At 72.9% G+C, this 12,111-nt stretch carries 9 protein-coding genes; 4 read left to right on the top strand and 5 right to left on the bottom strand.

Annotated elements, in window-relative coordinates:
• Nucleotides 1–25 precede the first annotated feature (25 nt).
• Nucleotides 26–832 (bottom strand): SDR family oxidoreductase, encoded by an 807-nt coding sequence (locus ACZ56V_RS07590; protein ID WP_468940100.1) that lies wholly within the window; start codon nt 830–832, stop codon nt 26–28.
• A 162-nt stretch (nt 833–994) separates the two neighbouring features.
• Nucleotides 995–1,369, bottom strand: a complete 375-nt coding sequence (locus ACZ56V_RS07585) for a hypothetical protein (protein ID WP_398910715.1) — start codon at nt 1,367–1,369, stop codon at nt 995–997.
• Between the two features lie 90 nt (nt 1,370–1,459).
• Between ACZ56V_RS07585 and ACZ56V_RS07580 the strand changes: the two genes are divergently transcribed.
• The 4 genes from ACZ56V_RS07580 to ACZ56V_RS07565 all read left to right on the top strand — a co-directional run bounded on the left by ACZ56V_RS07580 (nt 1,460) and on the right by ACZ56V_RS07565 (nt 8,312).
• The gene (locus ACZ56V_RS07580; protein WP_468940096.1) at nt 1,460–2,494 is read left to right on the top strand and encodes an esterase-like activity of phytase family protein; all 1,035 of its coding nucleotides are present in this window, start codon (nt 1,460–1,462) and stop codon (nt 2,492–2,494) included.
• A 111-nt stretch (nt 2,495–2,605) separates the two neighbouring features.
• Nucleotides 2,606–6,346, top strand: a complete 3,741-nt coding sequence (locus ACZ56V_RS07575; protein WP_468940474.1) for an ABC transporter ATP-binding protein — start codon at nt 2,606–2,608, stop codon at nt 6,344–6,346.
• An 84-nt stretch (nt 6,347–6,430) separates the two neighbouring features.
• Entirely contained in the window at nt 6,431–6,823 is a 393-nt protein-coding gene (locus ACZ56V_RS07570; protein WP_398910718.1) for a hypothetical protein, read from the top strand.
• 64 nt (nt 6,824–6,887) lie between these two features.
• Nucleotides 6,888–8,312: a S28 family serine protease gene (locus tag ACZ56V_RS07565; protein ID WP_467378224.1), complete on the top strand. Its 1,425-nt coding sequence runs from the start codon at nt 6,888–6,890 to the stop codon at nt 8,310–8,312.
• A 38-nt stretch (nt 8,313–8,350) separates the two neighbouring features.
• Here ACZ56V_RS07565 and ACZ56V_RS07560 read toward each other — a convergent pair whose 3' ends face one another.
• The 3 genes from ACZ56V_RS07560 to ACZ56V_RS07550 all read right to left on the bottom strand — a co-directional run bounded on the left by ACZ56V_RS07560 (nt 8,351) and on the right by ACZ56V_RS07550 (nt 12,092).
• Nucleotides 8,351–8,974 (bottom strand): hypothetical protein, encoded by a 624-nt coding sequence (locus ACZ56V_RS07560; RefSeq protein ID WP_468940092.1) that lies wholly within the window; start codon nt 8,972–8,974, stop codon nt 8,351–8,353.
• A gap of 151 nt (nt 8,975–9,125) precedes the next feature.
• Nucleotides 9,126–10,973, bottom strand: a complete 1,848-nt coding sequence (locus ACZ56V_RS07555) for a glycoside hydrolase family 3 protein (RefSeq protein WP_468940089.1) — start codon at nt 10,971–10,973, stop codon at nt 9,126–9,128.
• Nucleotides 10,974–11,165: 192 nt separating this feature from the next.
• Nucleotides 11,166–12,092 carry a LysR family transcriptional regulator gene (locus ACZ56V_RS07550; protein ID WP_468940086.1) on the bottom strand — a complete coding sequence of 309 codons (927 nt, stop codon included), beginning with the start codon at nt 12,090–12,092 and terminating at the stop codon, nt 11,166–11,168.
• Between the last annotated feature and the right edge of the window lie 19 nt (nt 12,093–12,111).

The following is a 12,111-nucleotide window of genomic DNA, read 5'->3' as shown; positions in this document are numbered from 1 at the left end:
CCCTCACCGTAAGCCCGTCCCGGAGTCACGGGGTTCCCGACGCGGTCGTCGCGATGCCGCCGTCCACCGGGATGACGGTGCCGTTGAGGTAGGACCCGGCCCTGCCGGCGAGAAACACGGCGACACCCGCCATGTCGTCGTCGCGGCCGAGGCGGCGCAGCGGGGTCGCCGCCGCGAGCGTGTCGCCGACGGCGTCGAGCGTGGCCGCCATCATCCGCGACGGGAACACCCCCGGTGCCACCGCGTTCACGGCGACGTGCTGTGGGCCCAGCTCCCTGGCAAGCACTCTGGTGAGCTGGTGGAGTGCCGCCTTGCTAGTGGCGTACGAGTAGTTGGGCGACTGGGCGACGTGGATGGCGGCGATACTGCCGATGTTGATGATCCGCGCGGGATCATCGGCGGTGCCCGCCCTGCGCAGTGCCGGGAGCAGTGCCTGTACCAGCCAGAACGGCGACTTGAGGTTGAGGTCGAGCACCGCGTCCCAGGCCTCGTCCGGGAACGTCGCCAGCGGCTCGCGCCACATCGCTCCCGCGTTGTTGACCAGGATGTCCAGGTGTTCCGAGTCGGCCATGACGAGATCGGCGAGGCGCCGGCACTCGTCGTGCGTGGACAGGTCGGCGGGGACGGCTCGGACGTCGCCGAACGCGGACAGTAGTTGCTGTGCCTCCGCGCACGTGTCCGCACTGCGTGAGCTGATGACGACGCGGGCGCCCGCCTGGAGAAGGCCGCGCGCGATCATCATCCCGATGCCCTTGGTGCCGCCAGTGACAAGGGCGTACTTCCCACTCAGATCGAAAAGTCCCCTGTGGGTGGTGCGTTGGCTGTCCGCCATTGGTCTCCGTACCTCGCGTGTCCGTGGAGTCGTGCCCATGGAGTCGGGTCCACGGGGTGTTGTCGGCGCTTTCGACTCGACGAGGCTGGCAGGAGTTCCGGACATCTGGGAGATCCTGGTGATCCAGGTACTGGGAGGTCCCCCTTCCCTGGGGTACGCGGGTCAGCCGAGCAGTTTGGGCAGGGCCCCCTTGAGCGTCGCGAGCTGGGCGCGGTAGCCCGCGTTGAACTCGGCCAGTTCGCGCACGCCGAGGTTGTGTCCCAGATCGCCCTCCTTCAAGGGCACCATGGCGGGCATCGCGCCGAACACCTCGGCCATCGCCTTCGCGTGCCGGCCCTTCTGGACGGCGGTCACGAGGTCTTCGAAGAGGTCGAGCTTCAGGGCCTGGATACGCCTGCGCGGACTGTCCTTGTCCTTGAACTCGTCCCGCACGGTCGGCTTGGGGCTGCCGCCGGGATCCGCGATGAACTTGAGCACCCGCAGCGTCGCGTACAGCCGCCCGGCCAGTCTCTGACCGCTTTCCTTCTGCTCTGGCATGAAGGATTACTTGCCATCCCGGCGCCCCCGCATCCCAGCTTTCGAAAAGCGGTCAACTTCCGTCCATCCTCCCGCCCTAGGCTGACCGGTATGCGCCCGAGAACCCTCCGTACCGCCCTCGCCGCCCTCACCGCGACCCTCACCGCGGCCGGCTGCCTGACCGCCGCCGCTCCGGCCACCGCAGCGCAGGAGCGGCCCCCGGGGAACGCCTGCTCGCCCGCCGTCTCCCTCACCGGCTTCACCGACGCCCTCGACAAGACGACCCACGACGGCACCTACGTCGGCAACCTCTCGGCCCTCGCCCCCGGCGGGCGCGGCTCCCTGGCCGCCCTCTCCGACCGCTCGGAGCTGTTCCGGCTGGACGCGCGCACCCTGGAGCCGCGCGGTGTGGTCACGCTCACCGACGAGAACGGCGCCGCGCTCGACTCCGAGGGCCTGGTCGCCGACCTCCCCCACTCCCGGCTTCGCTCGAGCGGGGGGACCCCCACCGCCACGTACCTGGTCACCTCCGAGACCGAGCCGTCCGTCCGCCGCTACTCCCGCACCGGCGAGCTGCTCGGCCGCCTGCCCGTGCCGGACGACCTCCGTACGGCCCCCGAGGGACGGGCCAGGGCCAACGGCAGCTTCGAGGGGCTCACCCTCCTCCCCGGCGGCCGGACCCTGCTCGCCTCGATGGAGTACCCGCTCGACGGCGACCCCGCCGACCTGGTCCGCCTCCAGACCTGGCAGCGGACCCGGCACGGCGACTTCCGGCCGGGCGCCCGGTACACCTACCGGACCGATCCCGGCCTCGGCGTCTCCGAGGTCACCGCGACCCCCGACGGGCGCCTCCTCGTCCTGGAGCGCGGCTTCACCTCCGGCGTCGGCAACACCGTCCGCCTCCAGCTGGCCGACCGGCCCGGCCGCGGCACCGCGCTGCACAAGCGGCTCCTCGCCGACCTCGCCGACTGCCCCTCCCTCGGCGCCACCGCCAAGCAGCCCCAGCCCAACCCTCTCCTCGACAACTTCGAGGGGATGGCCGTGACCGGCCGCTCCGGGGGCCGCCTGGAGGTCTCGATCGTGAGCGACGACAACCAGAACGCCGCACAGACCACCCGCTTCCTCAGGCTCCGCGTGCGCGCCTGAAACAGCCCCTGAAACAGCCCTCGATTGTTGCGGGGGGATGAAATCCCCGCTCGCCCGTGTTGGTGCCTTCCGGTAGATCAGGTGAGCAGGACGACGACCGGAGGGCACGGCGTGGACGCGCAACGGGGCTGGGTGCGACGACTGGCGGGGTACGCCTGGCGGTATCCCAAGGACGTCGTGCTGGCTCTCGGGGCCTCGCTGGGCGGCATGGCCGTCATGGCCTTCGTGCCCCTGATCACCAAGGTGATCATCGACGACGTGATCGGCGACAAGACCAGGGACATGGCCGTCTGGGCGGGTCTCCTGATCGGTGCCGCCCTCGTCGTCTACGTCCTGACCTACATCCGCCGCTACTACGGCGGCCGGCTCGCCCTCGACGTCCAGCACGACCTGCGCACCGACATGTACGGGACCATCACCCGGCTCGACGGCCGGCGGCAGGACGAGCTGTCCACGGGACAGGTGATCGGACGGGCCACCAGCGACCTCCAGCTGATCCAGGGCCTGCTGTTCATGCTCCCGATGACCATCGGGAACGTCCTGCTCTTCCTGATCTCCTTGGTGATCATGGCGTGGCTGTCCCTGCCGCTCACCCTGGTCGCGCTGGCCGTCGCCCCCGCCCTGTGGTTCATCGCCCGCCGCAGCCGCACCCGGCTGCACCCCGCCACCTGGTACGCGCAGGCGCAGGCCGCCGCCGTCGCCGGGGTGGTCGACGGCTCGGTGAGCGGCGTCCGCGTGGTGAAGGGCTTCGGGCAGGAGGAGCAGGAGACCGGCAAGCTCCGGGAGGTCGGGCGCAGGCTCTTCGCCGGGCGGCTGCGCACGATCAGGCTGAACGCCACCTACACCCCGGCCCTCCAGGCCGTCCCCGCGCTCGGGCAGGTCGCCATGCTCGCCCTCGGCGGCTGGCTGGCCGTACGCGGGCACATCACCCTCGGCACCTTCGTCGCCTTCTCCACCTACCTCGCCCAGCTGGTCGGCCCGGTCCGCATGCTCGCCATGGTGCTCACCGTCGGCCAGCAGGCCCGCGCCGGCACCGAGCGCGTCCTGGAACTGATCGACACCGAGCCGGCCATCGAGGACGGCACGAAGACCCTGCCGGCCGACGCGCCCGCCACCGTCGAGTTCGACGACGTCGCCTTCGGCTACGACACGGGCGACGGGGAGCCGCGGCCCGTCCTGGACGGGCTCTCCTTCGAGATCCGCGCCGGTGAGACCCTCGCCGTCGTCGGCTCCTCCGGCTCCGGCAAGTCCACCGTCTCGCTGCTCCTGCCGCGCTTCTACGACGTGACGCGCGGCGCCGTCCTCGTCGGCGGCCACGACGTGCGCGAGCTGACCCTCGACTCGCTGCGGGCCGCCGTCGGCCTGGTGCCCGAAGACTCCTTCCTCTTCTCCGACACCGTCCGCGCCAACATCGCCTACGGCCGCCCGGACGCCACCGACGAGGAGATCGAGGCCGCCGCACGGGCCGCGCAGGCGCACGGGTTCATCACGGAGCTGCCCGACGGCTACGACACGACCGTCGGCGAGCACGGGCTGACCCTCTCCGGCGGCCAGCGCCAGCGCGTCGCGCTCGCCCGGGCGATCCTCACCGACCCCCGGCTGCTGGTCCTGGACGACGCCACGTCCGCCGTGGACGCCCGCGTGGAGCACGAGATCCACGAGGCGCTCAAGCAGGTCATGCGGGGCCGCACCACCCTCCTCATCGCGCACCGCCGCTCCACCCTGGGCCTCGCCGACCGCATCGCCGTCCTCGACCACGGCCGCCTCGCCGACCTCGGCACCCACGAGGAACTCCAGGAGCGCTCCGCCCTCTACCGGCGGCTGCTCACCGACCCCGACGAGCTGGGCGGCGTCTCACCCGGCCACACCCGCCCCGCCGAGAAGGCCGAGGACACCTCCGTACGGGACGAGCTGGACGCCGAGTTCGACGCCGAGCGCGGGGTCACGCCCCGGCTGTGGACCGGCGACCGCGCGCCCAAGGACACCGCGCTGGCCGGCACCCCGGCCACCCCCGAGCTGCTCGCCCAGGTCGACGCGCTGCCCCCGGCGGACGGCACCCCGGACATCGACGAGACGGCGGCGGTGCGGCCCGAGTCGTCGTACGGCCTGCGGCGCCTGCTGCGCGGCTTCCGCACGCCGCTGCTGGTCAGCCTGGCCCTGGTGGCCGTGGACGCGGGCATGGGCCTGCTGCTGCCGGTGCTGATCCGCAACGGCATCGACGACGGCGTCACCCAGGTCGCCCTCGGCGCGGTGTGGGCGTCCTCGCTGCTCGGACTGCTCGCCGTACTCGCCCAGTGGGGGGCGCAGACCGGCGAGATCCGCATGACGGGCCGGACCGGCGAACGGATCCTGTACTCGCTCCGTCTGAAGATCTTCGCCCAGCTCCAGCGGCTCGGCCTCGACTACTACGAGCGCGAGCTGACCGGCCGGATCATGACCCGGATGACGACGGACGTGGACGCGCTGTCGACGTTCCTGCAGACCGGACTCGTCACCGCCTTCGTCTCGGTCGTCTCCTTCTTCGGCATCATGGTCGCCCTGCTGGTGATCGACGTGCAGCTCGCGCTGATCGTCTTCGCGACCCTGCCGCCGCTGGTCATCGCCACGTACTACTTCCGCAGGGCCAGCGTGAAGGCGTACGAACTGGCCCGTGAGCGGGTGTCCACGGTCAACGCCGACCTCCAGGAGTCGGTGGCGGGCCTCAGGATCGTGCAGGCCTTCCGGCGCGAGCGGGACGGCGGGCGGCGGTTCGCCGAACGCAGCGACAGCTACCGCCAGGCCCGCATCCGCGGACAGTGGCTGATCTCGGTCTACTTCCCGTTCGTGCAGCTGCTGTCCTCGGCCGCCGCCGCCGCCGTGCTGGTCGTGGGCGGCGGGCGGATCGACGACGCCACGCTGACCACCGGCGCGCTGGTGGCCTACCTGCTCTACATCGACCTGTTCTTCGCGCCGGTCCAGCAGCTCTCCCAGGTCTTCGACGGCTACCAGCAGGCGTCCGTCTCGCTGGGCCGCATCCAGGAACTGCTGCGCGAGCCGACCTCGACCCGGGCCGCCGAGAAGCCCACCGAGGTCACCTCGCTGCGCGGCGAGATCGCCTTCGAGGACGTGCACTTCGCCTACGGCGGCGACGACGCGGCGGAGGCGGCCCTCACCGGCATCGACCTGCGCATCCCGGCCGGCCAGACCGTCGCCTTCGTCGGCGAGACCGGCGCGGGCAAGTCGACCCTGGTGAAGCTGGTGGCCCGGTTCTACGACCCGACCGGCGGCCGGGTCACCGTCGACGGGCAGGACCTGCGCGCCCTCGACCTCACCTCCTACCGGCACCGCCTGGGCGTCGTCCCGCAGGAGGCGTACCTCTTCCCCGGCACCGTCCGGGACGCCATCGCCTACGGCCGTCCGGACGCCACCGACGCCGAGGTGGAGGCCGCGGCGCGGGCGGTCGGCGCGCACGAGATGATCGCCACGCTCACCGGCGGCTACCTCCACGAGGTCGCCGAGCGGGGCCGCAACCTCTCCGCCGGGCAGCGCCAGCTGATCGCGCTGGCCCGCGCCGAGCTGGTCGACCCGGACGTGCTGCTCCTCGACGAGGCCACGGCGGCCCTGGACCTGGCCACCGAGGCGCAGGTCAACCAGGCCACCGACCGCGTCGCGGGACGCCGTACGACGCTCGTCGTGGCGCACCGGCTGACCACCGCCGCCCGCGCGGACCGGGTCGTCGTCATGGACGGCGGGCGGGTCGCCGAGGACGGCACGCACGACGAACTGCTGGCCCTCGACGGGCGGTACGCGCGGCTGTGGCGGACCTTCGTCGGCGCGTCCGAACCCGAGGAGCCGGTCGGCGCGCTGCACTGACGCCTTTCGCGCAACCGTGCGACACATGTCCTGCGTCCGTACATCCGTACGTCGTCAGTGATCGTCCTACGGAAGGGGACCGCAGTGGGCCGGGCCGGTGCCGCAACCCGTCGTCGGCTGGCGCTCGGCACCGCCGTGCTGAGCGCCACCGCGCTGCTCGCCGTCGCGATGCCGCAGGAGGCACAGGCCGCCACGGGGTGCGCCGGCCGCAAGGTGCGCACCCTCCACTTCGCCACCGGCTCCGTCCTCGTCCACAGACGCGGCGGCTACGTCTGCGCCGTCACCGTCCCCGAGACGACCGGTAAGAAGCAGCAGATGTCCGTCGGCGTGCGGGCCCGCGGCGGCCGGGCGGTCGTGGACTCCGGCCGCTTCGCCCACCGGGCCGGACCGGTGACCGTGCACGCCGGGAAGCGCTGCGTGTGGGTGACCGGCAAGGTGGCCAAGTCCTCGGTCAGCTCCGGCTGGATCCTCTGCTGACCCTGGTGCTCGCGGGAGTTGCTCCGATAGCTTCCGGCGGACATCGGTTTCACAGGGAGGGTGCATGCGCAAGGCGCTCAGATGGCTGCTGGCGCTCGTGGTGCTCATAGGCACCGTCAGCACGGCGGGGGCGGCCACCGCCGCCGAGCCGAAGGCCGTCGACATCAAGGACCGGCTGCTGTCCATACCGGGCATGAGCCTGATCGAGGAGAAGCCGTACACCGGCTACCGCTTCTTCGTCCTCAACTACACCCAGCCGGTGGACCACCGGCACCCGTCCAAGGGCACGTTCCAGCAGCGGATCACCGTGCTGCACAAGGACGTGAACCGGCCGACGGTCTTCTACACCGGCGGCTACAACGTCTCCACGAGCCCGAGCCGGCGCGAGCCGACCCAGATCGTGGACGGCAACCAGGTCTCCATGGAGTACCGCTACTTCACGCCGTCCCGGCCCGCCCCGGCCGACTGGTCCAAGCTGGACATCTGGCAGGCCGCCAGCGACCAGCACCGCATCTTCGAGGCCCTGAAGCCCGTCTACTCGGAGAACTGGATCTCCACCGGCGGCTCCAAGGGCGGCATGACCGCCACCTACTACGAGCGCTTCTACCCGCGTGACATGGACGGCGTCGTCGCCTACGTCGCCCCCAACGACGTGGTGAACAAGGAGGACTCGGCCTACGACCGCTTCTTCGCCCGCGTCGGCACCGACGAGTGCCGCGACAAGCTCAACGGCGTGCAGCGCGAGGCGCTGGTGCGCCGGGCGCCGCTGGAGAAGAAGTACGCGGCGTACGCGGCCGAGAACGGCTACACCTTCGACACCATCGGCAGCCTCGACCGCGCCTACGAGGCCGTCGTCCTCGACTACGTGTGGGGCTTCTGGCAGTACAGCACCCTCGCCGACTGCGCGGACATCCCGGCCGACGCGAAGAACGCCACCGACGAGGCGATCTGGGGCTCCGTCGACACGATCTCCGGCTTCTCCGCCTACACGGACCAGGGCCTGGAGACGTACACGCCGTACTACTACCAGGCGGGCACCCAGCTGGGCGCGCCGACGATCCACTTCCCGCACATCGAGAAGAAGTACATCCGCTACGGCTACCAGCCGCCGCGCAACTTCGTGCCCCGCTCGATCCCGATGAAGTTCGAGCCCTGGGCGATGCGGGACGTCGACACCTGGGTGAGGCAAAACGCCCGGCACATGCTGTTCGTGTACGGCGAGAACGACCCGTGGGGTGCCGAGCGCTTCCGCCTCGGCCACGGCGCCCGTGACTCCTACGTCATGACCGCGCCCGGCATGAACCACGGTGCGAACGTGGCCGGTCTGGTGCCCGACCAGAAGGCCCTGGCCACGGCCCGCATCCTGGACTGGGCGGACGTCGCCCCCGCCAAGGTCCGGGAGAACCCGTCGGCGGCCAGGCCGCTGGCGTCGTTCGACGCCGGGCTGGACCAGCGGGACGTCGAGCGCGAGCCGGCGCTGCGTCCGTAAGGACGCCCCGTCCGCGACGGTGGGCTGTGCCCGGCCGCTCACAGCGGCCGGGCACAGCCCACCGGGCGTGCACCGCCGAGCCGGACGTACAGACCGGTCGAGGCGGGGCAGTCCGCACGGTCGGCGACCGCCTCGACCACCTCGAACCGCGGTCCGCGCCCGGTCCCGCCGTCGCACGCGGTCTCGCGGACCCTGCCGCCGCCGGTCTCGCGGACGCAGTCGCCGACGATCGTGCGCGGGCCGCCCCCGCCGCCCGGATCACCGGGGTGCGGCGGCCGGAGCCCGCGCATGCAGGCGTATCCCAGGGGCACGGCCCCGTCGCCGTCCTCGTCGGCGGACGGCCGCCGCTCACTGATGTGCAGGACGAAGTCGGTGGTCGCGGGGCACGGCGGACCGCTGCTCGCGCGCCCGTCCTCCCGGGCCACCACCCGGGCCGCCGCCCGCTCGCTGTCGCAGGACACCTCGGTGGGGGCGACCGTGCCGAACGAACTGCACTCGCCGACCGCCAGGAACACCGCCCCGTACCCGGACGGCCGCACCCCGGCCGCAGCGGAGCCCGCCACCTCGCCCTGCCCCGACGGGCCCTGGCACCCCGTCAGCAGCCCGGCACACAGCACGGCGCACAGCAGGGCGTGCACCCTCGCGGCCCCTCGCTCACCCATCGCCGTCCCCCCGGATTCCCCCGTCCAGCGTGGCCCGCCGGAGCGGGCGCACGCCAGACGCGCGGGAGGCTTCGGGCAGGGTCGACGGGAGCGCCCCCGGCGCGCGTCGCGGGCCGCGCTACGACCGGCCGCGACGGGACCGCGACCCGGGCTACGACCGGTAGGTCAGCCCGTGCCCGAGCGGGAGGAGCACCGTGTCCGGATCGTCCGCCCGCACCACCGGAACCGGCAGCTTCCCGCGCGGCCGCACCCGCCCGGCGATCACCCGGGCCGCCGCCCGTACCTCCACGTCGGTCCAGGAGTAGGCGGCCAGGAAGGCGGGCACGCCGGGCAGTTGGGCGACGTCGTACGGATTGCGGACGGCGACCGCGACGACCGGCTTCCCGGTCTCCAGCAGCCGCGTGACCAGGGTGCGCTGGCTGCTGTCCGCGGTCACGTTGTACGTGGCGACCACCACCGCGTCGGCATCCCCGGCCGCCGCGACGGCGCGGTCGATCACGGCGGCCGACGGCGCGGTGCCGGTGGACAGGGCGGTGGCCGTGAAGCCCAGCTCCGTCAGCGCGCCCGCGAGGACGCCGGTGGGCGGCCCGGTCGTGCCGGACGGCGAGGCGGGGTCGGCGCCCACGACCAGCAGCCTGCGGTGCTCCCGGCGCGAGAGCGGCAGCAGCCGCCCCTCGTTGACCAGCAGCGTGGTGCTCCGCTCGGCGATCCGGTCGGCCGCGGCCAGGTGCGCCCGGGTGCCGACGGTCCGGTCGACGTCCCGGCGGCTGGTGTACGCGTCCCGGAACAGCCCCAGCTTGGCCTTCAGCCGCAGCACGCGCAGGATCGATTCGTCGAGCCGCGCCTCGGTGAGTTCGCCCTCCCGTACGGCCGTCAGGACGGCGTTCCAGGCGAGCGGCAGGTCGGGCGGGTTGAGCAGCTGGTCGACCCCGGCCTTCAGCGCCAGCACCGGCACCCGCGCGTCGCCGTACTTCGTCCGTACGCCCTGCATGCCGAGGGAGTCGGTGACCACGACGCCGTCGTAGCCCAGCTCCTCGCGCAGGATGCCGGTGAGGATGGGGCGGGAGAGGGTGGCGGGGTCGCCGGAGTCGTCGAGCGCGGGGACCACCAGGTGGGCGGTCATGATCGCGTCGATGCCCGCCTCGATCGCGGCGCGGAACGGCGGCGCGTCCAGCTCCTCCCACTGCTCGCGGCTGTGCGTGATGACCGGGAGGCCGGTGTGGCTGTCGGTGGCGGTGTCGCCGTGCCCGGGGAAGTGCTTGGCGCACGCGGCGACCCCGGACCGCTGGAAGCCCGCCACCTCGGCGGCCACCAGCCCCGCCACGGCCTCCGGGTCGGCGCCGAAGGACCGTACGCCGATCACGGGGTTGGCCGGGTTGACGTTCACGTCGGCGTCGGGGGCGTAGTCCTGGCGGATGCCCATGGCGTGCAGCTCGGCGCCCGCGATCCGGCCGAGCGTACGGGCGTCGGAGCGCGACCCGCCCGCCCCGACGGCCATCGCGCCAGGGAAGAGGGTGGCGGGTTCGCCCACGCGAGCCACTATCCCGTGCTCCTGGTCGGTGGAGATGAGCACCGGCAGGCCGCGCGGCTGCTCCAGGGAGGCCTTCTGGATGCCGTTGGACAGGTCGGCGATCTGGTGCGGGTCGCGGGTGTTGTGCGCCCAGGCGAAGTAGATGATGCCGCCGACCCGGTACTCGGCGACCAGCTCGGCCGCGGTGCGGACGCCGATCTCCTTCAGGTTGGCGTCAATGTCGGCCTGGTCGGGATCGGTGGCGGAGTGGCCGTAGACCCGCATGACGAAGAGCTGGCCGACCTTCTCCTCCAGCGTCATGCGGGAGATCAGGCCGCGGAGCTTGTCGTCGTCGGGCCTGCGGGCGTCGGCGTACGCCGTGCCGCCCCCGGCCGCGAGGGCCGCGGTGACGACCGCCGTGGCGGTGAGGACGGTGCGTCTGGAGGGCTGTGCGGTGCTTCCCGTGCCGGCCGTGCTGCTGTGGTGCACGTGCGCTCCTTCCGGAGGGCTGGTGAAGGAAACTGCCAAGGAGTCACCAATATCCGGGAAGTTTCTGCCAGTCAAGGGACCGCACACGAGTCGCCACAAGCGGCGCGGGACGCCGGGCGGGGCCGCCGCCGGCGCCGTACGCCGGGCCCTGTGAGCCGTGCGCCGGACGGAGCCGCGGAGGGCAAGCGCCTTCTAAGCGCTCGTCCGGGTGGTGTGGGCCGCGGCGTCCGGCCAGTGGGCCCGGAGAGTGCGGACCGTTTCCGCGATCGCCGGGCGGCGGGCCGCGCCCGTGCGCCACAGCGCGTACAGGCGGCGTACCGGCATCGGGTCGAGCGGTACCTCCACCACCCCGGCCGGCAGCGGGCCGCGCCCCAGCCGGGGGATGAGGGCGACGCCGAGACCGGCCGCGACCAGCGCGACGAGCGTCGGGTTCTCGTCGGCCTGGTGGACGATGTCCGGCTCGTGCCCGGCACCCCGCAGCGTCCGCAGCAGCCAGTCGTGGCAGACCCGCCCGGGCGGCTGGCAGATCCACCGCTGCCCGCCCAGCTCGTCCCGCCGCACGGCCGCCCGCCCCGCGAAGCGGTGGTCCTCGGGCACCAGCAGGTCGCACAGGTCCTCCCCGATCGGCGCCTGTTCGACCCCGGCCGGCGCCGGCAGCGGGGCGATGTCCCAGTCGTGCGCCACCACCAGATCGACGGCCCCCTTGGCCACCAGGTCCACGGACAGGTGCGGATCGACCTCGCTGAGCCGCGCGTCCAGCGCCGGGTGGCGTACCGCCAGGTCGGCCAGGACGGACGGCAGCAGCCCGCGCGCAGCGGACGCGAACGCGGCGATGGTCAGCCGCCCCGACGGCACGCCGCGCCGCTCCTCCAGCCGGGTCTCCGCCCGCTCCACGATGGCCAGCAACTCGCCTGCGGCGGCCACCAGTTGCCAGGCATCGTCGGTGAGCCGGACCCCGCGCCCCTCCCGCTCCAGGAGCACCGTCCTGGTCTCCCGCTCCAGCTTGGTGATCTGCTGCGACACGGCGGACGGCGTGAAGCCGAGCGCGGCGGCGGCCGCTCCGACGGTCCCGTGCACGGACACGGCGTGCAGGGCGCGCAGACGCTGGAGGTCGAGCATGACGGCTCCCGAGAGCGAG

This window comes from Streptomyces sp. NPDC034099, assembly GCF_055575415.1.
Note: the sequence above shows the minus strand (reverse complement) of the source record. Positions and strands in the feature narration are given on the sequence as shown.

Bases quoted from the DNA above. Each gene is read 5' to 3' on its own strand.
- ACZ56V_RS07590 (WP_468940100.1), bottom strand. From the start codon at position 832: ATGGCGGACAGCCAACGCACCACCCACAGGGGACTTTTCGATCTGAGT.
- ACZ56V_RS07585 (WP_398910715.1), bottom strand. From the start codon at position 1,369: ATGCCAGAGCAGAAGGAAAGCGGTCAGAGACTGGCCGGGCGGCTGTAC.
- ACZ56V_RS07580 (WP_468940096.1), top strand. From the start codon at position 1,460: ATGCGCCCGAGAACCCTCCGTACCGCCCTCGCCGCCCTCACCGCGACC.
- ACZ56V_RS07565 (WP_467378224.1), top strand. From the start codon at position 6,888: ATGCGCAAGGCGCTCAGATGGCTGCTGGCGCTCGTGGTGCTCATAGGC.
- ACZ56V_RS07560 (WP_468940092.1), bottom strand. From the start codon at position 8,974: ATGGGTGAGCGAGGGGCCGCGAGGGTGCACGCCCTGCTGTGCGCCGTG.
- ACZ56V_RS07550 (WP_468940086.1), bottom strand. From the start codon at position 12,092: ATGCTCGACCTCCAGCGTCTGCGCGCCCTGCACGCCGTGTCCGTGCAC.